The 20,995-nt window shown below is 53.9% G+C and carries 19 protein-coding genes; 7 read left to right on the top strand and 12 right to left on the bottom strand.

What is annotated here, in order from left to right:
• Nucleotides 1–4: 4 nt before the first annotated feature.
• The 9 genes from M4I31_RS03430 to ttdA all read right to left on the bottom strand — a co-directional run bounded on the left by M4I31_RS03430 (nucleotide 5) and on the right by ttdA (nucleotide 7,453).
• Entirely contained in the window at nucleotides 5–676 is a 672-nt protein-coding gene (locus M4I31_RS03430; protein ID WP_038633984.1) for an urease accessory protein UreF, read from the bottom strand.
• Nucleotides 676–1,134, bottom strand: coding sequence for an urease accessory protein UreE (gene ureE / locus M4I31_RS03435; protein WP_042311069.1), 459 nt, complete (start codon nucleotides 1,132–1,134; stop codon nucleotides 676–678). Before ureE ends, M4I31_RS03430 begins: the two co-directional genes overlap by 1 nt.
• Before the next feature lie 9 nt (nucleotides 1,135–1,143).
• The gene (ureC, locus tag M4I31_RS03440) at nucleotides 1,144–2,847 is read right to left on the bottom strand and encodes an urease subunit alpha (protein ID WP_085048712.1); all 1,704 of its coding nucleotides are present in this window, start codon (nucleotides 2,845–2,847) and stop codon (nucleotides 1,144–1,146) included.
• Nucleotides 2,840–3,160: an urease subunit beta gene (locus M4I31_RS03445; RefSeq protein WP_085048713.1), complete on the bottom strand. Its 321-nt coding sequence runs from the start codon at nucleotides 3,158–3,160 to the stop codon at nucleotides 2,840–2,842. The genes ureC and M4I31_RS03445 overlap by 8 nt, the downstream gene beginning before the upstream one ends.
• A 9-nt stretch (nucleotides 3,161–3,169) precedes the next feature.
• Nucleotides 3,170–3,472: an urease subunit gamma gene (locus M4I31_RS03450; RefSeq protein ID WP_003024678.1), complete on the bottom strand. Its 303-nt coding sequence runs from the start codon at nucleotides 3,470–3,472 to the stop codon at nucleotides 3,170–3,172.
• 10 nt (nucleotides 3,473–3,482) lie between these two features.
• Nucleotides 3,483–4,307 carry an urease accessory protein UreD gene (locus tag M4I31_RS03455; protein ID WP_201746159.1) on the bottom strand — a complete coding sequence of 275 codons (825 nt, stop codon included), beginning with the start codon at nucleotides 4,305–4,307 and terminating at the stop codon, nucleotides 3,483–3,485.
• Nucleotides 4,308–4,430: 123 nt separating this feature from the next.
• Nucleotides 4,431–5,894, bottom strand: a complete 1,464-nt coding sequence (locus M4I31_RS03460; protein ID WP_085048715.1) for an anion permease — start codon at nucleotides 5,892–5,894, stop codon at nucleotides 4,431–4,433.
• 48 nt (nucleotides 5,895–5,942) lie between these two features.
• Complete coding sequence (gene ttdB / locus M4I31_RS03465) at nucleotides 5,943–6,548, bottom strand: L(+)-tartrate dehydratase subunit beta (protein WP_006688017.1); 606 nt, start codon at nucleotides 6,546–6,548, stop codon at nucleotides 5,943–5,945.
• Nucleotides 6,545–7,453 carry a L(+)-tartrate dehydratase subunit alpha gene (gene ttdA, locus M4I31_RS03470; protein ID WP_038633966.1) on the bottom strand — a complete coding sequence of 303 codons (909 nt, stop codon included), beginning with the start codon at nucleotides 7,451–7,453 and terminating at the stop codon, nucleotides 6,545–6,547. Before ttdA ends, ttdB begins: the two co-directional genes overlap by 4 nt.
• A 212-nt stretch (nucleotides 7,454–7,665) precedes the next feature.
• On the opposite strand from ttdA, the gene M4I31_RS03475 reads away from it, so the two are divergent.
• Nucleotides 7,666–8,598: a LysR family transcriptional regulator gene (locus M4I31_RS03475; RefSeq protein WP_069324353.1), complete on the top strand. Its 933-nt coding sequence runs from the start codon at nucleotides 7,666–7,668 to the stop codon at nucleotides 8,596–8,598.
• Between the two features lie 47 nt (nucleotides 8,599–8,645).
• Here the strand turns inward: M4I31_RS03475 and plsY are convergent, their stop codons facing one another.
• Entirely contained in the window at nucleotides 8,646–9,263 is a 618-nt protein-coding gene (plsY, locus tag M4I31_RS03480; RefSeq protein WP_003828443.1) for a glycerol-3-phosphate 1-O-acyltransferase PlsY, read from the bottom strand.
• Nucleotides 9,264–9,369: 106 nt separating this feature from the next.
• On the opposite strand from plsY, the gene folB reads away from it, so the two are divergent.
• The 3 genes from folB to M4I31_RS03495 all read left to right on the top strand — a co-directional run bounded on the left by folB (nucleotide 9,370) and on the right by M4I31_RS03495 (nucleotide 13,012).
• The gene (gene folB / locus M4I31_RS03485; protein ID WP_038633959.1) at nucleotides 9,370–9,738 is read left to right on the top strand and encodes a bifunctional dihydroneopterin aldolase/7,8-dihydroneopterin epimerase; all 369 of its coding nucleotides are present in this window, start codon (nucleotides 9,370–9,372) and stop codon (nucleotides 9,736–9,738) included.
• 86 nt (nucleotides 9,739–9,824) lie between these two features.
• Nucleotides 9,825–10,643 (top strand): undecaprenyl-diphosphate phosphatase, encoded by an 819-nt coding sequence (bacA, locus tag M4I31_RS03490; RefSeq protein ID WP_085048716.1) that lies wholly within the window; start codon nucleotides 9,825–9,827, stop codon nucleotides 10,641–10,643.
• A gap of 278 nt (nucleotides 10,644–10,921) precedes the next feature.
• Nucleotides 10,922–13,012 (top strand): glycosyl hydrolase family 18 protein, encoded by a 2,091-nt coding sequence (locus M4I31_RS03495; RefSeq protein ID WP_085048717.1) that lies wholly within the window; start codon nucleotides 10,922–10,924, stop codon nucleotides 13,010–13,012.
• 47 nt (nucleotides 13,013–13,059) lie between these two features.
• Here the strand turns inward: M4I31_RS03495 and M4I31_RS03500 are convergent, their stop codons facing one another.
• Both M4I31_RS03500 and M4I31_RS03505 read right to left on the bottom strand, forming a co-directional pair.
• A complete protein-coding gene (locus M4I31_RS03500) occupies nucleotides 13,060–14,292 on the bottom strand; it encodes a multifunctional CCA addition/repair protein (protein WP_085048718.1) in 1,233 nt (410 codons plus the stop codon).
• A 62-nt stretch (nucleotides 14,293–14,354) separates the two neighbouring features.
• Nucleotides 14,355–14,975 (bottom strand): TIGR04211 family SH3 domain-containing protein, encoded by a 621-nt coding sequence (locus M4I31_RS03505; RefSeq protein ID WP_048232822.1) that lies wholly within the window; start codon nucleotides 14,973–14,975, stop codon nucleotides 14,355–14,357.
• A gap of 242 nt (nucleotides 14,976–15,217) precedes the next feature.
• Here M4I31_RS03505 and M4I31_RS03510 point away from each other — a divergent pair, with 242 nt between their 5' ends.
• The 3 genes from M4I31_RS03510 to hldE are packed head-to-tail and all read left to right on the top strand — an operon-like array spanning nucleotide 15,218 to nucleotide 20,900.
• Nucleotides 15,218–16,519, top strand: coding sequence for an inorganic triphosphatase (locus tag M4I31_RS03510; RefSeq protein ID WP_085048719.1), 1,302 nt, complete (start codon nucleotides 15,218–15,220; stop codon nucleotides 16,517–16,519).
• Nucleotides 16,520–16,566: 47 nt separating this feature from the next.
• Nucleotides 16,567–19,407 carry a bifunctional [glutamate--ammonia ligase]-adenylyl-L-tyrosine phosphorylase/[glutamate--ammonia-ligase] adenylyltransferase gene (gene glnE / locus M4I31_RS03515; protein WP_085048720.1) on the top strand — a complete coding sequence of 947 codons (2,841 nt, stop codon included), beginning with the start codon at nucleotides 16,567–16,569 and terminating at the stop codon, nucleotides 19,405–19,407.
• 59 nt (nucleotides 19,408–19,466) lie between these two features.
• Nucleotides 19,467–20,900 (top strand): bifunctional D-glycero-beta-D-manno-heptose-7-phosphate kinase/D-glycero-beta-D-manno-heptose 1-phosphate adenylyltransferase HldE, encoded by a 1,434-nt coding sequence (gene hldE / locus M4I31_RS03520; protein WP_038633941.1) that lies wholly within the window; start codon nucleotides 19,467–19,469, stop codon nucleotides 20,898–20,900.
• Nucleotides 20,901–20,995: the final 95 nt, after the last annotated feature.

A 20,995-nucleotide genomic window follows, 5' to 3' on the forward strand; every position in this document is an offset into this window, starting at 1 on the left:
CTCCTCAGGAACGGAATAAGCGGGAATATTGGGTTTCATGCCGGGCAGACGCGATGGCGGCTAACGGCGTTGCGGATCCGAGGCTGGCATCAGGACACGCCAGCGCTTGTGCCAGACCTTGCGCGTAACGATCGCCAAGCGAAATAATCAACCGCTGCGCTGCCTGCTGGCCAAAGGGAACCAGTTTGACGCCTGCCATCACTGCGCTCTCAATCCAGCTGTAGCCGAGGCTTAATGCCAGGTTCGTCAGGGGGATTTTCCAGCGTACGCCCAGCCAGGCCATGCCGCACAGCTGGCTGTCGGTAAAGAGCGTGCGCCATTCCCGGGAACAGTCTGGTTCCCAGTCGGTGACCAGCCTCGTAAAGGCGATGCCCCGGCTGCGTTCTTCATCCCGCAGTTCGCGGGTTTCCCGACAGGCCAGCAGGTAAGCGGTCCAGCGGCGCGCGGCGGCGAGATCGTCCTGCTCACAGGCGCGATACAATCTCGCCAGCAGCGGTAAGTCGACGGTAAAAAAGTTGTGCTCCATCTGCTGAATTTGCCAGTCAGAGAAGTCATCGACGCTTTTCACCCAGCCGATTTCCACCGCCCACTCCAGACCCTGAGACCAGGTAAACGATCCCACCGGGAGACTGCTGCTGGCGAGCTGCATCAGGCGCAGCTGTTGGGTGCTATGCATCAGTGCGCATGGCCGTGATGATGCCCGTGTGACTCGCTCGCATAGGCACCCGCTTCCGGCTCAAACGGCAACTGGGCAAACGCCACCTCGAGGTTGAACTGGCGCAGCATATCGTCCAGCACATGATCGTGGTGGTAGCGCAGCTCATCGGGCAGGATCTGTAATGGCACGTGGCGATTACCAAGGTGGTAACAGGCTTTGGCGAGCAAAAAAGGGTCGGCGCAGCGTACGACGGAAACCGACTCCGGCGCGGCGATCACTTCGATCACCTCGCGGCCATCGTCGGTAGTCAGCAGATCGCCGCCGCGTAACAGTAAACCGCGCGGTAGCATTAATCCGGCTTCGCGGCCATCGCTCAGCGCCACTCTGGCGCGGCTTTTTACCCGAACATCAATGGGTAGCGTGACGCTTGCGGTGACGCGGTGGGCGTGGTCAAGGCGTTGGGTCAGGTAGATCATCCTCACTCCTTAAAACAGGAAATAGCGTTGCGCCATCGGCAAAACGTCTGCCGGGTCGCTGGTAATCAGTTCACCATCAATGCGTACCTCGTAGGTCTGGGCATCGACGGTGATATTAGGCTGCAGAGCGTTGTGGATCATGTCAGCCTTTTTTACCGTCCGGCAGCCTTTGACGACGGCGATAGTGCTTTGCAAATTAAGTTGCTGCGGGACGTTTTGCGCGTCGGCAGCCTGTGAAATAAAGGTTAGACGGGTGTGATGCCGCGCTGCGCCAAGCGCGCCGAACATCATGCGGTAATGCACCGGCTGCGGGGTAGGGATTGAGGCGTTGATATCACCCATCGGCGCGCAGGCGATCATCCCGCCCTTCACGATGGTCGCCGGTTTTACGCCAAAAAAGGCCGGCGACCACAGCACCAGGTCGGCCAGTTTACCGGGCTCAACCGAGCCGACTTCGTGGGCGATACCGTGGGTCAACGCCGGATTGATGGTGTACTTGGCGATGTAGCGTTTAACACGCTGATTGTCGTTGTCGCCGATTTCTTCTGCCAGCGGACCACGCTGAACCTTCATGCGGTGCGCCACCTGCCAGGTGCGCAGGATCACTTCGCCCACGCGCCCCATCGCCTGTGAATCGGACGAGGTCAGGGAAAACGCGCCAATATCATGCAGCACATCCTCGGCAGCAATCGTTTCCCGGCGAATGCGCGATTCGGCGAAGGCGACGTCTTCAGCGATATCTGGATCGAGATGGTGGCAGACCATCAGCATGTCGAGATGCTCGTCGATGGTGTTGACGGTATAAGGCAGCGTCGGGTTGGTGGAGGAGGGCAAAATATTCGGATGTGCGCAGGCGGTGATGATATCCGGCGCATGGCCGCCACCTGCGCCTTCGGTATGGAAGGTATGAATGGTGCGATCGCCGATCGCTGCCAGCGTATCCTCAACAAAACCGGACTCATTGAGCGTGTCGCTGTGCAGCGCCACCTGAATGTCCATTTCGTCGGCCACGGTCAGCGCACAGTCGATAGCGGCAGGCGTGGCGCCCCAGTCTTCGTGGATCTTCAGGCCAATGGCGCCTGCGCTGATTTGCTCGCGCAGGGCGTCAGGGTTTGAACCATTGCCTTTGCCCAGCAAACCGATGTTAACCGGCAACGTGTCTGCCGCCTGCAGCATGCGGGCGATGTACCACGGGCCCGGCGTGCAGGTGGTGGCATTGGTGCCTGCGGCCGGACCAGTACCGCCGCCGATCATCGTCGTCACGCCTGAAACCAGCGCTTCTTGCGCCTGCTGCGGGCAGATCCAGTGAATATGCGTATCCACGCCGCCCGCGGTGACGATCTTGCCTTCTCCGGCGATGACTTCTGTTCCTACGCCTATCGGGATTGTGACATTGGGCTGAATATCGGGATTACCCGCTTTGCCGATGGCGAAGATCCTGCCGTCTTTGATGCCGATATCCGCTTTGACGATCCCCCAGTGATCAACGATCAGCGCATTGGTTATCACCAGATCCACACACGCCTGGGCGCGCATTTGTCCCTGGCCCATACCGTCGCGGATCACTTTTCCGCCGCCGAATTTGACCTCTTCGCCGTAGGTGGTGAAGTCTTTTTCTACCTCGATCCACAGGTCAGTATCCGCCAGACGTACTTTATCGCCGGTGGTTGGGCCAAACATGTCGGCGTATGCCTGGCGGGAAATGTTACTCATTATCTGCCTCCAGCGCGCCCATCACTTCACTGCGAAAACCCACCATCCTTTGTGCGCCAGCGACGCGCACCAGTTCGACTTCGCGCTTTTGCCCCGGTTCAAAACGTACCGCTGTACCTGCGGCAATGTTAAGACGAAAGCCCCGCGTAGCTGCCCTGTCAAAGCGCAGCGCTGGGTTCACCTCGTAAAAGTGATAGTGCGATCCCACCTGGATGGGTCTGTCGCCGTGATTCTCCACTACGATCGTGCAGGTTTCGCGCCCCTGATTGATCGCAATGTTGCCTGCTAAGAGCTGATACTCACCTGGGATCATTGCCGCTCCTTAGACGATCGGGTTGTGGACGGTGACCAGTTTCGAACCGTCCGGGAATGTGGCTTCAACCTGAATATCCGGGATCATCTCTGGTACGCCTTCCATCACCTGATCGCGGCGCAGCACGTGACGCCCGTCTTCCATCAGCGCGGCCACGGTTTGCCCGTCGCGCGCCCCTTCCATAATGAAAGCGCTAATCAGCGCCACTGATTCCGGGTAATTCAGCTTCAGCCCGCGGGCCAGGCGACGTTCTGCCACCAGCGCGGCGGTAAACAGCAACAGCTTGTCTTTTTCTCTGGGGGTCAGTTCCATAATGGGCCTCTTAGGTTTGCCAGATTCGCGGTAGCATGGGCGCTTTGTGTGTCAGCAGCGGGCGCAGAAATTGCCAGATGTCACGCATAACGCGCTGAACAATCAGGTTGTCGTTCGCCAGAAAGCGGATTGTCAGCAGCGAGTCGTTAAGCGTTGCCCCGGCATAATCCCCCAATGGCGTAAGCCGCTCGCGCGTTCCCTCCAGCATGTGTTCGTTGGCCGGGTAACACAGCAACGTACCAATCCAGGGATGATGTGCGACGCCGCTCAGATTCCCTGCCTGCATCTGCAAACGCTCTATCAGTAGCGGTTGCCCATCCCGCCACACTTCCAGACGGTTTTGTAGCGTGCCGTGGCTGAACGTTTCCTGCATGACAGGGCGTCCGAGACACAGCAGATCCCAGGCCAGCAAATGGCTTGCGGACGTCAGATGAAATACGGACTGGACGGTGGCATTAGCGCCGGGAAAGAAGATCGTATCCTGCGGCAGCCACTCCAGCGTGGCGTGCGGGGCGAGCGTGAAATGCTGGCGTAGCAACGCCTGCGGCCCACGGCTGCGATAAAATTTTCCCGCGCCGGGCTGAGTGATTAACGCATGGCTGTTTTCATCGAGTGATACGGAAATATGTAGCTCATCCCCGCCGACGATCCCGCCAGGTGGATGAAGCAAATAGAGGTGACATACCTCTTCTTCGGGATAAAACGGACGTTGAACCGTCAAAGGTCCATAGTGACGCGCCGAGGCGAGCACCGTTTTGTGCCCGGTGCGGGTAAAGTGCAGATCCAGTTCGGCCTGCCAGCCTCGTGTGAGTGTCTCGTGCGCCAGCGTGTCCAGAGCGTTTCCCTTATCAGCATGAGGGTGTTTGCGTACAAAAAAGTATGCCTCAGCGCATCGGGAAATCGATCATATGAGAAGCTTATGGATAAAGGGGCGACAAGACGTCGCCCCAATGGGATTTTACTGTAAAACGAGAGGCATCCAGACCAGACCGGTGATCACCAGCAGCACGAGGAAAATCAGGCCAAAAATAGCGCCCAGCCGCCAGTAGTCAACCGTTGGCAAATAGCCGCTGCCGTAGTAGATAGGGCTTGGGCCGGTGGCGTAGGGGGTCAGAATACTGCCCAGGCCAATAGCGGCGCCGACCATCAGGCAGAAGACCGGCAACGGGATTTCCGGCATCGCCAGCGCGGCGGCGATCATCATCGGCGCAAGGGCGGAGGTATACGCCGTGGCGCTGGCAAAGAAGTAGCGCAGTAAATAAAAGACCACGATGAGCGCCACCATCACCATGATCGGTGAATAGCCGCTCAGCCCGTTTGCCAGCAGCTTGCCGAACCAGGTAATAAAACCGGTGTTATTCAGCCCGGTCGCCAGGGTTATTAACGAGGCCAGCCAGAAAAAGACGTTCCATGCGGCTTTATTACTGACGATGTCATCCCAACTGATGATGCGCAGTACCAGCATCAATGCCACCACGCTGTAACCGACCATTGCGGCGTCAATATAATCGCCACCGAAGATCCACAACACCAGCGCGCCGACCATCAGCCCGAGCATCTTTTTCTCACGTGCGCAGAGCGGTCCCATCGCTTTTAATTCTGTATCCGCCCAGCGCGGCACCTGATCGCCGGATTTCAGCACCGGCGGGTACAACATATATGCCAGCCAGGGCACGATCAGCACCAGTAAAATGCTCAGCGGCAGCATACCCAAGAACCAGTCGCCCCAACTGAGCGCCGTATGAGATGCGCCTTTCATCAGGCCGATCAGCAGCAGGTTCGGCGCCATCGCCGTTAAGAAAATCGCGCTGGTGACGCAGTCGGCGACAATGCCCATCCACATGATGTAGGAGCCAATAGAACGTGAACTGGCGTCATTGGGCTGTGAGTTATACAGCGGCGGCAGGTTGCGGATAATCGGGTAGATTATCCCGGCCCCGCGCGCGGAGTTAGAAGGCGTGACGGGGGCGAGGATAAGCTCGGAGAACATCACCGCGTAACCGAGGAATAACGTCCGGTGCCCCATCTTTTTCACTAACATCAGCGCGATACGCCGACCGAGACCGGTTTTCTCATAGCCGGTACCAAACATAAAGGCCGCGAAAATCAGCCAGATCACCGAGTTAGAAAAGCCAGAAACGGCCCACGACAGCGATTTGGCGGTAAATTTAAAACCGTCCTGCGCGAGTTGTTCCGGGCTGAACAGGATCCACGGTGAAAGTACGGCGATGATCGAAATACCAATCATCGCCACGACCGCGCCGGGTACAGGTTCCAGAATGAGCCCCACAATCACACCGGTAAAGACGGCAAAATAGAGCCAGGTGTGGCTCTCAAGACCGGTGGGGACGGGTAAAACAGCAATAATGGCGATGACCACCAGCGGAGCCAGGTATCGCCACCAACCAGCTAAAGGTGCCATTGTGATATCCCTGCGAAAGGGGAGAGGCTCTGTGCCTCTCCGGAAGGGTTATTTGATGTAGTGCACGTGCTCGCAAATCTCTTCCACGATGGGATCGCGGCGTTCAGCGAACAGCTTTTTGTTTTCGGCGATCAGGTTGTTGCCGTGGGTGTCGATGGACACAATCAGCGGGCCGAACTCTTTGACCCGACATACCCACAAGGATTCCGGCATGCCCAGCTCCGTCCAGTGCACTTCTTCAATCTCTTCAACCTGAGTGGCCGCCAGTACGGCGCAACCTGCCGGGAAGATCACATGCAGCGCTTTGAACTGCTTGCAGCCTTCTTCTGTCAACGGTCCCATACCGCCTTTACCGACCACCAGCTTGACGCCGGTCTGCTCGATAAACTCTTTCTCAAAAGCTTCCATACGCATACTGGTGGTTGGACCGACGGAGACCATCTCCCATTTATCACCGTTCTTACGCACAATTGGGCCTGCGTGGAAAATAGCCTTGCCGTTCAGATCATAAGGAATTGGGCGCTTCAGTTCGATCAGGCGACGGTGGCACACGTCGCGGCAGGTCACCAGCGTACCGCTCAGGTAAATGACATCGCCAACGCGAATATCTTCCAGATCTTCGGCTTTAATCGGGGTGGTGAGGATCTTTTTCATAACGCGCTCCGGGTGTGAGACAGATTTTCGAAGGAGAGATCAGCATGAACCAACAGCGTGCCGCGACGGTGCGCCCAGCAGCCGGTGGAAACAGCAACGCCGATAGTCGACGGGTGGCGCGCGGCGGATTCGATATGCACGCCCATAACGGAGCTATTGCCGGTCAACCCCTGCGGACCAATGCCCAGGCGGTTAAGTCCTTCTTCCAGACGCAGTTCCAGTTCGGCCGCTTTTGGATTGGGATGACGTGAGCCGATAGGACGCAGCACCGCTTTACGGGAGAGCACTGCGGCAGTTTCTACTGAGGTGGCAATGCCTACGCCCACCAGCACCGGCGGGCAGGCGTTAACGGCCAACGTGGAGATATTTTCGAAGACAAATTTCACTACGCCTTCGTAGCCTTCTGAAGGCATTAACACTTTCGAGCGTCCTGGCAGGGTACAGCCGCCGCCTGCCATGTAGACTTCGATTTCCGCGTCATCATTATCAGGAATGATGTCCCAGGTAACCCACGGTACACCGGTGCCGGTATTTTTACCGGTATTCACTTCGTCAAAAATCTCTACCGCGTTATGGCGCAGCGGCGCTTTGACCGTGGCGTCTTCAACGGCTTGTTTCAGGATGCTTTGCAGCTCACCCAACAGCGGAAAACGGGAACCGACCTTTACAAAGAACATAATCTCGCCGGTGTCCTGGCAGGCCGGACGGTTCAGATCAATCGCCTTCTGCATGTTGTCAAACATGGTGTGGTAGATGATTTTACCCATCGGCGAGTCTTCGCCTTCCCGCAGCTGTTTTAATTTATCCACCACGTCGTCGGGCATACGGGTAGAAATCATGGCGGTAAAGTTCGCGACAATGTTTGTCAGCGTATTTATCGCATTTTGGTTATTTTGATTGCTCATCTTGTAAACTCCAGTTCTTTTATTTTCTGGAAATAAATTCTCCGCCACAAACTATCACTAAAAGTGTGGTTTTATATTATTTGCCACTGTGAATATCCAATTAACAGTTCGTGAATGATGTCCAGGTAAGGCAATAAAAATTGCGCAAAGGCAGGGTTTAATACGCGTGAGGGAATTACACTGCGGTTAACAACATTACGGATATACCGACCATGCTGAACACGTATCCCCTGGCGAAAGACCTGCAGGTGCTGGTTGAAATTGTTCATAGCGGCAGCTTTAGCGCCGCTGCCGCCACGCTGGGGCAGACGCCTGCGTTTGTGACAAAACGTATTCAAATTCTCGAATCCACGCTGGGGACGACGTTGCTTAACCGCTCTGCGCGCGGCGTGGCGTTAACGGAAAGTGGTCAACGTTGCTATGAACATGCGCAGGCGATCCTCGCGGGCTACCAGCATCTGGTTGATGACGTCACGCAAATCAAAACGCGCCCGGCGGGGATGATTCGTATCGGCTGTAGCTTTGGCTTTGGGCGCAGCTATATTGCGCCGGCCATTACCGAACTGATGCATAGTTATCCTGAGTTACAGGTGCATTTTGAGCTTTACGATCGGCAAATTGATTTGGCGCAGGATAATATCGATTTAGATATTCGTATTAATGATGAAATCCCTGATTATTATATTGCGCATTTGTTAACGAAAAACAAAAGAATATTGTGTGCGGCCCCGACCTATTTACAAAAATATGGCGAGCCGATGACGCTACAGGAATTAAGTCGGCACGATTGTCTGGTCACCAAAGAACGCGATATGACCCACGGAGTGTGGGAGCTGGATAACGGTCAGGAGAAAAAATCGGTCAAGGTAGCCGGGCATCTTTCATCGAACAGCGGTGAGATTGTGTTGCAGTGGGCGCTGCAGGGAAAAGGGATCATGTTGCGTTCCGAATGGGACGTACAACCGTTTCTGGCAAGCGGTGAACTGGTGCGTGTACTTCCGGACTATGCACAGAGCGCCAATATCTGGGCGGTTTATCAGGAGCCGCTGTATCGCAGCGTGAAGCTTCGCGTGTGTGTGGAGTTTCTGGCGACGTGGTGCCAGCACAGATTAGGCAAGCCAGTGGAAGGGTATCAAATCCCGTAGGTTGCAGGCCGGATAAGACGCTTTAGCGTCGCCATCCGGCAGTACCGTCACTCAGGATCTCTTTCGCGTTTTTTCTTCAGTTTGGTCCAGATCTTCGGCTCCTGACGGCGCCACAGACGCTGAATGTTGTCATGGTGACGTAGCAGAATTAAGCACGACAACATGGAAACCGGGAAAGTGAACTGGGGATTAAACCACCAGACATAAAAGGGAGCGATCAGCGCGCTGACGATAGCGCCCAACGACGAATAGCCGCTGAGCAAGACGGTCAGCAGCCAGGTTCCCGCCATTACGCCCGTTAAGTCCCAACCAATTGGCGCAATTGCGCCAAAGGCGGTGGCAACGCCTTTCCCACCCTTAAAGCCGAAGAATACCGGCCAGATGTGTCCCAGACAGGCAGCGATCGCTATCAATCCCAGCCAGAAGGGGCTGACGCCTAGCGCATAGGCGCCCCAGACGGGTAACATGCCTTTCAGTACGTCGAAAATCAGTACGGCGACGGCGGCTCCCTTACCACCGATGCGCAGCACGTTTGTCGCGCCCGGATTGCCGGAGCCGCTGTCACGCGGGTCCGGCAATCCAGCGAGGCGGCATACCAGAATGGCACTGGAAATAGAGCCGCAGAGGTACGCGAAGATAATCATTCCAGGCGCGATTGCACTCATAAGCTGTTCCGTTTTGAAAATGTCGTGTAAAACGCTACTTCTATGGATAATACGCATATTTCGCCGGAAGTGGTATCCGGGTTAGTCAAAAAGCAGGCGGGTCGTGATGGATATTGTATTTATAGAGCAACTTTCAGTAATCACCACTATCGGTGTTTACGACTGGGAACAAACGATCGAGCAAAAATTGGTGTTCGATATCGAAATGGCATGGGATAACCGTAAATCGGCTAAAAGCGATGATGTCGCAGATTGCCTGAGCTATGCTGATATTGCTCAAACGGTTGTTAATCATGTGGAAGGCGGACGTTTTGCGCTGGTAGAGCGCGTAGCGGAAGAGGTGGCGGACCTCCTGCTGAGTCGCTTTAATTCCCCATGGGTGCGTATCAAACTCAGTAAGCCTGGCGCGGTGGCGCGTGCGGCAAACGTCGGGGTTATCATTGAGCGTGGCAATAATCTGAAAGAAAATAATTAATTTAATAATTTCTAAAACAAACAGGTATAAAAGGGTCCTTTCGTCGGCTCTTTTTTGCCGTGGTTTCTTTATGTAGGGGTTTATTGATGAGTGATATGCACTCGCTGCTGGTGGCGGCAATTTTGGGTGTGGTCGAAGGTTTGACGGAGTTTTTACCCGTTTCCAGTACCGGCCATATGATTATTGTTGGCCACCTGTTGGGTTTTGAGGGTGATACCGCAAAAACATTTGAAGTGGTGATCCAACTGGGCTCTATTCTGGCCGTCGTGGTGATGTTCTGGCGACGTCTGTTTGGCCTGATTGGCATTCACTTTGGCAAAGCCCCACACGAAGGTACTGGCAAAGGTCGGTTGACGCTGGGTCATATCCTGCTCGGGATGATTCCGGCCGTTGTCCTGGGGCTGATTTTCCACGATACCATCAAATCGCTGTTTAACCCGATCAACGTGATGTATGCGCTGGTGGTAGGGGGCCTGCTGCTGATAGCCGCAGAATGCCTGAAGCCGAAAGAGCCGCGCGCGCCGGGGCTGGATGATATGACCTATCGCCAGGCGTTTATGATCGGTTGTTTCCAGTGTCTGGCGTTGTGGCCGGGTTTTTCCCGCTCCGGGGCGACGATTTCTGGCGGTATGCTGATGGGGGTGAGTCGTTACGCGGCATCTGAGTTTTCTTTCCTACTGGCGGTGCCGATGATGATGGGCGCGACCGTCCTGGATCTCTACAAGAGCTGGTCTTTCCTCAGCGCGTCAGATATTCCGATGTTTGCAGTCGGTTTCGTGACAGCGTTTATCGTGGCGCTGGTGGCGATCAAAACCTTCCTGCAACTGATTAAACGCATCTCGTTTATTCCGTTTGCGATTTACCGCTTTATTGTTGCGGCCGCCGTCTATGTGGTCTTTTTCTGAATAATTTGATGAAAACATCCTGTTTGTTTACAGGATGTTTTCATTTTTAAAATGAATAATCCGCTTTAATTAATATACTGTATATAATTGTTGTGCCAGCATTCTATGGTACAGATGATTTATATGGGAAATTAATTCATCACTTTAATCTTATTTTTAATTAAACACTGCATAAAAAGTTGTATGCTTTATTTTCTTTGTTAAATAATGTGACTGCAGCAAAGTTAAATTTACATATATTTGTTTCTTAAATGGATGGCGTTTGAATGGAGTAAGTTATGAAATTAAACAAGATTGCACAGTCAGTTATTTTTGCCGCCATAGGGGTTCCTTTCCTGGCATCTGCGGCTTCTGTTACGCATAACGATGATACCAATAGTTTTTCTGGCCTTGATGCCTGGATGATGATTTCGAAAGATTTGGGAAATACCTGGGAAGCCTATACTGACGAAAGTCAGAATAACTTTCCGGGTTCAACCTATGGGATTATTGCTGCCAAGGATGAGCTTGCTATTATATCCCAGCCTTATGATCCAAACTCTACCTATAGAGGTGGAGAGAAAGTTCGCTTCCTGGGCTATTACTGGACGGCGCAATGGTGGGTTGATCAAGGGGTTAGTCCTTCCACGGATTCTGTATGGAAAAAGGGCGATAAAGTCAATTTTAACATTTACTCAGAATTTCAGTTTACCCCTTATACAGGGCAGAAAGCGGAAGAACTGCAAAATAGTGAGAAGAAAAGGGTTAAATCACAGCGCAAAGTGATTGGCTATTTTCCTGAATGGGGGGTTTACGAGGCGCATAATTACTTTACCCCCGATAAGGTGAACTATAAGGGCCTGAGCCATCTTAACTATGGTTTTGCCGTAGTTAAAAACGGTGTAGTGACGATGCATGATACTACGCAGGCGCCTAATTTAATGCGTGAGCTTGACAAGCTTACAGAAAAAAATAATGTCACGTTTATGCTTTCTGTTGGTGGTTGGGATAACTCACAGGAAGGCGTGTTTGAAGCGGCAACTCGCACAGATGAAGGCGTTGAGAAGTTGGCGAACAGCATGGTCGATTATGTCCATGCATGGAATTTTGATGGTCTGGATATTGACTGGGAGTATCCGGACAACGACAGCGAAAAAGCGCAGTTTACTAAACTTATCAAATCATTACGCGCCAAACTTGATGAGCAGGGGCGCAAAGACGATAAGTACTATCAACTTTCTGCCGCTGTCACAACCAACCATAACAATGTGGCTTATATTAACCCGGCTGTCACCGCAGATTACCTCGACAGTATCAACGTGATGGCATACGACATTCACGGCGCTTTTGATGCAAAAACGGGCCACAATGCTCCGCTTTTCGCCAATCAAAAAGATGACGATCAGAAGTTGAATGTCTCCTCTGCGATGAGTGAATATGCGGATGTTTGGCAGATTCCTAAAGAAAAATTAATGATGGGCGTTCCATATTACGGAAGAGGATGGGGGTCTGTTCCTGCTACACAAATTGAAGCGGGACTGCCGGGGCTATTCGCGCCGGGTGAGGCGTCTGTAAAAGGCGCATGGGATGATGAGGGGCAATATACTGGCACCAACCCGTGGTATGTTCTGAAAGAAAAACTAGCCAGTGGCGAATACAAACGGTATTGGGATCCGCAGTCACATGTTCCTTATTTATATAGCGTAGGCAGTCAGGAGTTTTTAACCTATGATGATCCGCAATCTATTCGTGAAAAAGTAGATTACATCAACCAGCAAGGATTTGGTGGTGCGATTATCTGGGATATCAGTGGCGATACGGCAGATTATGAGTTAGGGAATATTGTTGATGATATTCTGACTACCTCAGTTGCAAAAGAGAAAGGTGCAACGCTCTACACTGATATAAATTATCTGGGTGATGATATTCAGACTAATGATGATATTTCATGTTTAGCCGATGTTAAATCCGCAACAGGCAAAAAAATGAATGACACTATCTCTTCAGTAAAAATTGCTGAGGGTAGTTTGGGTGTGAATGCTTTTACAAACTGTAATTATTCGGGGACAAAAATAGCGCTTCTGGAAAGTAACTCCGCGCTGAGTAGTGGTAATAATGCGATATCATCCGTAAAAATTATCAAGGCCATTGCTTACGAGAACTACGGACTGGAAGGGCGTTCTCTTGTTATGGATGGTGACATTAAGGATCTGTCAACTTACAGCCTCAATGATGCGCTATCTTCAATTCAGGTCGCTCAGGGTTACAAAGCGCGGCTATATGCAAACGGGAATTATAAAGGCAATTATATCGATATCACGGCCGGCAGTGCCGCAATACGTGATGGCTTTAATGATAAAGTTTCTTCTATTCAATTTATCAAAGAATAATTCCGTCTGATAAGAGCTCAACTTGCCCCTTTACAGGGGCAAGTTTTTTAACCGATCGCCTTTTCTTGCTTCCAGGTGGCCACCGCCGCAATACGACGCCGGGTCAATTCCTCGCGAATCGCCTGACCTTTGAATCCTGCCTCAACGACGTCTTTCGTTGGCACCGCCTGCGCAATCTGCCAGGCTTCACGCAACAGCCTGCCTTGCGGATAATCCGCCGCTTCAAAGCCGGTACGCCCACGCACGTCTGCCTCGCTGGTCAGAGCGATTTGCTCCACGCGCTGTGGTTTACGCCATGCATCGATGGAATCAAACAGCTTAACGATGGTTTTTGGCTGCAGGATTGGGAAGGTATGAATGAGATCGTGGAACTCCGCCACCAGTTTGGCTAAATCACGGATGTCATTTGGTACGCGCAGGCGTTGACACAGTTGCTCGACCAACTTGACGCCCGCCGGACCATGACCGTGATGGCGTGGCCACAGCGCTTTAGGCGTTAATGCTTTGCCAAGATCGTGGCACAACGTGGCAAAGCGCACGTCGACCTCGGGGCTTAACATGGCGGCCATCGACAGCGTCATCAGGGTGTGAATACCGGTATCGATTTCCGGGTGCCACTTCGCGGGCGCTGGAACGCCGAACAGGGCATCAACTTCAGGAAACAGAACGCGCAGCGCACCGCAGTCGCGCAGAACCTGAAAGAACACCTGGGGATTACGGGTAGTTAAGGCGTTTTCCGTTTCTTTCCACACCCGCTCTGACGTCAGATGTTCCAGTTCACCGGCAGCGGTCATGTCGCGCATCAATGTCATGGTTTCGTCAGCGATACGAAAACCGAGGTGCGCATAGCGGGCAGCAAAGCGCGCCACGCGCAGTACGCGCAGCGGATCTTCGCTAAAGGCGGGAGAAACATGGCGCAGCAGACGGTTTTGCAGATCGCTGCCTCCGTTATACGGGTCGATAATCTTCCCGTCGTCATCGCAGGCCATTGCGTTGATGGTCAGGTCGCGACGTTGAAGATCGTCCTCCAGCGTTACATCCGGCGCGGCGTAACAGGTGAACCCGGTATACCCCGAGCCTGATTTACGCTCGGTTCGCGCCAGCGCATACTCTTCCCGGGTTTGCGGATGCAGAAACACGGGAAAATCGCGGCCTACCTGCTGGTAGCCCGCATCGAGCATTTCTTGTGGCGTGGCGCCGACAACAACCCAATCTTTATCTTTAACCGGTAGCCCTATTAACGCATCCCGAACAGCACCACCGACCAGATAAATCTTCACGCCACTTTCCTTTTGAAAAAAATCATCCCTTAATCATATGTCAGTGTGGCGGAGAAGGCGATTCAGTTCATCCAGCGATCTTTGCGTTTACGGCTTGGGATCATGTGCGGCAGAACCAGGCCGAGCAGCAGACCAAGACCCAGCACGCCGCCGCCGTACATAAACCACTGCATGATGATGGTGCGCTGTTTGTCATCAAGCTGCAGGTTGGCTGCGCTCACCTTCTTTTGCGCCACGATAAGTTCGTTTTTCAGCTTCTGATTTTCTTGTTTCAGCCCGTCGATCACGCTGTCGCTTTGCGCCACTTTTTGCTGCATATCGGCGGTGCGCTGATTCCACGTGGTATCGATATTATTGAGCTTATCTGTCAGCGTCTTAACCTGGTTTTCCAGATCGGGAACGCGGGTACGCAGGCTTGGCGTACTGTTCAGCTCTTTCAGTGGGATCCAGGCGGTACGTCCGGTGCTGTCTTTCACCTGGGCATAGTTGGTGTTGGCATCGGTCTGTAATAGCGTGACTTCCTCGCCGGCGTTAACCGTACCCACGAGGCGATAATTATCTCCCGGACCGCTGCGGACCCAGGTGTTCAGTTCGTCAGAGACATAGCGCTTTTCTTCGGCATGTGAGACTGCAGTGGCGCTAAGTGCGAGTAAAGTTAATCCAATCAGGCGTAATTTTGGCATCAGGCTGTCGTTATTGTCATAGAAAGTGGAACGATAGTAGTGGCATCAGTGTCTCTACGCAAAGCATTCGACATCAATCGGAATCATCTGTGTCCTTTTTGCCACCACCCGAAACTTTTACGCCCGTCAAATTGCTCGTTGCATGGCAATTTGGCGCAAAATACTATCTACTTGACCATTAAGAACGAACTTAGTTCGCAGTCAGTTTTCTCAACTGTGACATAACCCATAAGTACAAGACCATGGCCCAGGAAATCGAATTAAAATTTATCGTCAATAGTGATGCTGTAGATGCGCTACGTGAGCGTCTGAATACGCTGGGAGGAGAGCGTCACGCGCCCAGCCAGTTGCTGAATATCTACTACGAAACGCCGGATGCCTGGTTGCGTGGTCACGATATGGGCCTGCGTATTCGCGGGGAAAACGGTCATTATGAAATGACCATGAAAATTGCCGGACGGGTAACGGGCGGTCTGCATCAGCGACCAGAATATAACGTTGCGCTGAGCACGCCTGAGCTGGAGCTCGCCCTGTTTCCCGCTGAAGTCTGGCCTGATGGCAAGCTACCCACGGAACTCGCTTCTCAGGTGCAGCCGCTGTTTAGCACCGATTTTTACCGTGAAAAATGGTGCCTTGATGTTGACGGTAGCCGGATTGAGATAGCCCTCGACCTTGGGGAAGTGAAAGCGGGCGAGTTTGCGGAGCCTGTCTGTGAGCTTGAACTGGAACTGCTAAGCGGCGATACCCGTGCGGTATTGAAGCTGGCAAATCAGCTGGTTTCGCAAACCGGTTTACGTCAGGGCAGCCTGAGCAAAGCGGCGCGTGGCTATCATTTGGCTCAGGGGAATGCGCCGCGTGAACTCAAACCGACGCGCATTTTGCGGGTTCCGGCGAAGGCGAGCATCGAGCAAGGTCTGGAAGCGGCGCTGGAGCTGGCATTATCCCAGTGGCAGTACCATGAAGAGCTGTGGGTACGCGGCGTCAAGGGGGCGAAATCCGAGGTACTGGCGGCAATGGACCTGGTGCGCCACATTCTGATGCTGTTTGGCGGTAATGTGCCACGAAAAGCGAGCGCTCACCTACGTGATTTGCTGACCCAGTCGGAAGCAATCATGGCGTCGGACGTTTCTGCCGTTTCGGCGGTTTACAACACACAAACGGCGATGGCAAAACTGGCGCTGACCGAATGGCTGGTAACCAAAGGATGGCAGCCGTTCCTTGATGCGAAGGCGCAGGGTAAAATTGCCGACTCCTTCAAGCGTTTCTCAGATATTCATCTCTCGCGCCATGCCGCCGAACTGAAAACCGCTTTTGCTCAGCCGCTGGGCGATCGCTATGCCGATCAGCTTCCACGCCTGACGCGCAACATTGATAGCATGCTGATGCTGGCGGGATATTATGACGAAAATGTCGCCTCGGAATGGATCGCCAACTGGCAGGGCCTGCGTCACGCCATTGCGGCCAACCAATATATTGAAATTGAACACTACCGCAATGAGGCAATCGCGCTGGAACCGTTCTGGCTGCACAGCGGAAAACGATAATCAGGACTGAGGCCGCCATTTGGCGCTATTCAAAGGATAACTCATAAATGAAGCAGCTCTCTTCACCGTTACAGCAGTACTGGCCGACCGTTGTTGAGCGGCTGCCAACAACAATATCTGAGTCCTCGCTTAGCGTGCAGGCGAAGTCAGTGCTTACATTCAGTGATTTTGTTCGCGACAGCCTTATTGCCCATCCTGAATGGCTGGTCGAGCTGGAACGCGCAGCGCCTCAGGCGGACGAATGGCGACACTATGCCGCCTGGTTACAGCAGGCGTTGACCGACGTCAGCGATGAAAACACGCTGATGCGTGAGCTACGCCTGTTTCGCCGTCGCATTATGGTGCGTATCGCGTGGGCGCAGACGCTGTCGCTGGTGACGGAAGAGAGTATCTTGCAGCAGCTAAGCCATCTGGCTGAAACGCTGATCGTTGCCGCGCGTGACTGGTTATACGCCGCCTGCTGTCGAGAATGGGGAACGCCTTGTAATCCAGAAGGTGTTGCGCAACCGCTGCTGATTTTAGGCATGGGGAAACTGGGCGGCGGCGAGCTGAATTTTTCCTCCGATATCGACCTGATTTTTGCCTGGCCGGAGCACGGCAGTACGCAGGGCGGGCGACGCGAGCTGGATAACGCGCAGTTCTTTACCCGTATGGGCCAGCGGCTCATCAAGGTCCTGGACCAGCCCACAATGGATGGCTTTGTTTATCGGGTGGACATGCGCCTACGCCCATTTGGCGACAGTGGTCCACTGGTGCTGAGCTTCTCCGCGCTGGAGGATTATTACCAGGAACAAGGCCGCGACTGGGAACGTTATGCAATGGTCAAAGCCCGCATTATGGGCGATGCCGATGGCACTTACGTCAATGAACTCCGCGCCATGCTGCGACCATTTGTCTTCCGTCGTTATATCGATTTCAGCGTGATCCAGTCTCTGCGTAACATGAAAGGGATGATTGCCCGTGAAGTGCGACGTCGCGGACTGAAGGACAACATTAAGCTGGGGGCGGGCGGTATTCGTGAAATCGAATTTATCGTGCAGGTATTCCAGCTTATTCGCGGCGGACGCGAGCCGTCGCTGCAATCCCGCTCACTGTTACCGACGCTGAGCGCCATCAATGCGTTAAACCTGTTGCCAGACACCGATGCGGAGCAACTGCGCGCCGCCTATCTCTATTTACGCCGTCTGGAAAACCTGCTGCAAAGCATCAATGATGAACAGACCCAGACGCTGCCGGGTGATGAACTGAATCGTGCGCGGCTGGCGTGGGGAATGAACGTTGATGACTGGCAGCAGTTGACCGATGTGCTGGCGAGCCATATGCACAATGTGCGACGGGTATTTAACGAACTAATTGGCGATGACGAAGCCGAAACTCAGGAGGAGTCGCTGTCAGAACAGTGGCGCGAACTGTGGCAGGACGCCTTACAGGAAGATGACACCACGCCGGTGCTGACGCATCTGGCGGATGACGATCGGCGACGCGTCCTGTCACTGATCGCGGATTTTCGCAAAGAGCTGGATAAACGCACCATTGGCCCACGCGGACGCCAGGTGCTGGATCATCTAATGCCGCATCTGCTGAGCGACGTCTGTTCGCGTGACGACGCCTCAGTTCCGCTATCGCGCATTACGCCGCTGCTGGTGGGCATTGTCACCCGTACAACCTATCTGGAGCTGCTGAGCGAATTTCCCGGCGCGCTCAAACACCTGATTTCACTCTGTGCCGCCTCGCCGATGGTCGCCAGCCAGTTGGCGCGCTATCCGCTGTTGCTCGACGAGCTGCTGGATCCGAACACGCTGTATCAACCCACGGCGACAGATGCCTACCGTGATGAGCTGCGCCAGTATTTACTGCGCGTGCCGGAAGATGACGAAGAGCAACAACTGGAAGCGCTGCGCCAGTTTAAGCAAACCCAGCTGTTACGTATTGCCGCGGCTGATATCGCCGGTACGTTGCCGGTGATGAAGGTGAGCGATCACTTAACCTGGCTGGCGGAAGCTATGATTGATGCGGTAGTACAGCAGGCGTGGACGCAGATGGTCGCTCGCTACGGGCAACCCACCCATCTTGGCGATCGCGAGGGACGCGGTTTTGCCGTGGTCGGCTATGGCAAGCTGGGCGGCTGGGAGTTGGGTTACAGCTCGGATCTCGATCTGATCTTCCTGCACGATTGTCCGATGGATGTAATGACGGATGGCGAACGTGAGATTGACGGGCGACAGTTCTATCTGCGTCTTGCGCAGCGCATTATGCACCTTTTCAGTACCCGTACCTCCTCCGGTATTTTGTATGAAGTGGATGCGCGGCTGCGTCCGTCCGGTGCGGCGGGGATGCTGGTAACATCAGCGGATGCTTTCGCCGATTACCAGCGTAACGAAGCCTGGACATGGGAACATCAGGCGCTGGTGCGCGCGCGCGTAGTATACGGTGACCCCCAGTTGACCTCTCAGTTTGACGCGGTGCGTCGCGATATCATGACCCTCGTCCGCGATGGAAAAACCTTGCAAACCGAGGTGCGCGAAATGCGTGAGAAAATGCGTGCTCATTTGGGCAATAAGCATCGCGATCGTTTTGATATCAAAGCGGACGAAGGCGGCATTACCGATATTGAGTTCATTACGCAATACCTGGTGCTGCGCTATGCCCATGAAAAACCGAAGCTGACGCGTTGGTCGGATAACGTGCGCATTCTGGAATTACTGGCGCAAAATGACATTATGGAAGAGCAGGAGGCGCTGGCGCTTACCCATGCTTATACGACGCTGCGTGATGAACTTCACCATCTTGCCTTGCAGGAGCTTCCGGGCCATGTGGCGCCAGAGTGCTTTGAGGCTGAACGTACGCTGGTGCGCGACAGCTGGCAGAAGTGGCTGGTTGCCGAGTGAAGTGTGCTATTATCGCGCGCAAATTTTAAGACCCTCAGAGAATCTCTCAGGAGACAGGAATGAAAGTAACGCTGCCAGAGTTTGAACGTGCAGGAGTCATGGTTGTCGGTGATGTGATGCTGGATCGCTACTGGTACGGTCCTACCAGCCGTATTTCGCCTGAAGCGCCGGTTCCGGTGGTGAAAGTGGATACCATCGAAGAACGTCCCGGTGGCGCAGCAAACGTGGCGATGAACATTGCCTCCCTGGGAGCGAATTCGCGTCTGGTGGGCCTGACCGGTATTGACGACGCGGCGCGTGCGCTGAGCAAAACGCTGGCGGATGTGAACGTAAAATGTGATTTCGTCTCCGTACCAACCCATCCGACGATTACCAAACTGCGCGTACTTTCCCGTAACCAGCAGCTGATTCGCCTGGATTTCGAAGAAGGTTTTGAAGGTGTGGATCCGCAGCCGTTGCACGAGCGTATTAATCAGGCGCTGGGTTCTATCGGCGCGCTGGTGCTCTCTGATTACGCCAAAGGCGCGCTGGCAAGCGTGCAGCAGATGATTGCGCTGGCGCGTAAGGCCGGAGTTCCGGTGCTTATCGATCCGAAAGGAACCGATTTTGAACGCTACCGTGGCGCTACGCTGCTGACGCCGAATCTGTCTGAGTTTGAAGCGGTTGTTGGTAAGTGCAAAAGCGAAGATGAGCTGGTGGAACGCGGCATGAAATTGATTGCTGATTTCGACCTTTCCTCTTTGCTGATCACGCGTTCCGAGCAGGGGATGACGCTGCTGCAACCGGGCAAAGCACCGCTGCATATGCCGACCCAGGCGCAGGAAGTGTATGACGTGACCGGCGCGGGCGATACGGTTATTGGCGTGCTGGCGGCGACGCTGGCGGCGGGTAACTCTCTGGAAGAAGCGTGCTACTTTGCTAATGCCGCAGCCGGTGTTGTCGTAGGTAAACTGGGGACTTCAACCGTTTCTCCCATTGAACTGGAAAACGCCGTGCGCGGTCGGGCAGATACTGGTTTTGGCGTGATGAGCGAATCTGAGCTGAAACAGGCCGTTGCCAGCGCCCGCAAGCGCGGTGAGAAAGTGGTAATGACCAACGGGGTGTTCGACATTTTGCATGCGGGGCACGTCTCCTATCTGGCAAACGCGCGCAAGCTGGGCGATCGCTTGATCGTAGCGGTAAACAGCGATGCTTCGACCAAACGTCTGAAAGGCGAAACGCGTCCGGTCAACCCGCTGGAACAGCGGATGATCGTACTGGGCGCGCTGGAGGCCGTCGACTGGGTGGTCTCTTTTGAAGAAGATACACCGCAGCGTCTGATTGCGGGCATCCTGCCGGATCTGCTGGTAAAAGGCGGCGATTATAAGCCGGAAGATATTGCGGGCAGCAAAGAGGTGTGGGCGAACGGCGGTGAAGTGCTGGTGTTGAACTTCGAAGACGGCTGCTCAACGACTAATATCATCAAAAAGATCCAAAAAGACAGCGATAAATAATCGCCGGGAAGTTTGCCGGATGGCGGTGGAAACACCTTATTCGATCTACGAGATTGTGGGCCGGATAAAACGCGTGAGCGTTGCCATCCGGCATT

The organism is Citrobacter sp. XT1-2-2 (genome assembly GCF_023516235.1).
In the GTDB taxonomy this organism is placed as follows: domain Bacteria; phylum Pseudomonadota; class Gammaproteobacteria; order Enterobacterales; family Enterobacteriaceae; genus Citrobacter; species Citrobacter werkmanii.

Coding starts and splice junctions, on each gene's coding strand:
- folB (WP_038633959.1), top strand. CDS start 9,370: ATGGATATTGTATTTATAGAGCAACTTTCAGTAATCACCACTATCGGT.
- M4I31_RS03445 (WP_085048713.1), bottom strand. CDS start 3,160: ATGATCCCAGGTGAGTATCAGCTCTTAGCAGGCAACATTGCGATCAAT.
- glnE (WP_085048720.1), top strand. CDS start 16,567: ATGAAGCAGCTCTCTTCACCGTTACAGCAGTACTGGCCGACCGTTGTT.
- hldE (WP_038633941.1), top strand. CDS start 19,467: ATGAAAGTAACGCTGCCAGAGTTTGAACGTGCAGGAGTCATGGTTGTC.
- ttdB (WP_006688017.1), bottom strand. CDS start 6,548: ATGAAAAAGATCCTCACCACCCCGATTAAAGCCGAAGATCTGGAAGAT.
- ttdA (WP_038633966.1), bottom strand. CDS start 7,453: ATGAGCAATCAAAATAACCAAAATGCGATAAATACGCTGACAAACATT.
- M4I31_RS03495 (WP_085048717.1), top strand. CDS start 10,922: ATGAAATTAAACAAGATTGCACAGTCAGTTATTTTTGCCGCCATAGGG.
- M4I31_RS03510 (WP_085048719.1), top strand. CDS start 15,218: ATGGCCCAGGAAATCGAATTAAAATTTATCGTCAATAGTGATGCTGTA.
- M4I31_RS03460 (WP_085048715.1), bottom strand. CDS start 5,894: ATGGCACCTTTAGCTGGTTGGTGGCGATACCTGGCTCCGCTGGTGGTC.
- M4I31_RS03475 (WP_069324353.1), top strand. CDS start 7,666: ATGCTGAACACGTATCCCCTGGCGAAAGACCTGCAGGTGCTGGTTGAA.
- plsY (WP_003828443.1), bottom strand. CDS start 9,263: ATGAGTGCAATCGCGCCTGGAATGATTATCTTCGCGTACCTCTGCGGC.
- ureC (WP_085048712.1), bottom strand. CDS start 2,847: ATGAGTAACATTTCCCGCCAGGCATACGCCGACATGTTTGGCCCAACC.
- bacA (WP_085048716.1), top strand. CDS start 9,825: ATGAGTGATATGCACTCGCTGCTGGTGGCGGCAATTTTGGGTGTGGTC.
- M4I31_RS03450 (WP_003024678.1), bottom strand. CDS start 3,472: ATGGAACTGACCCCCAGAGAAAAAGACAAGCTGTTGCTGTTTACCGCC.
- M4I31_RS03430 (WP_038633984.1), bottom strand. CDS start 676: ATGCATAGCACCCAACAGCTGCGCCTGATGCAGCTCGCCAGCAGCAGT.
- ureE (WP_042311069.1), bottom strand. CDS start 1,134: ATGATCTACCTGACCCAACGCCTTGACCACGCCCACCGCGTCACCGCA.
- M4I31_RS03505 (WP_048232822.1), bottom strand. CDS start 14,975: ATGCCAAAATTACGCCTGATTGGATTAACTTTACTCGCACTTAGCGCC.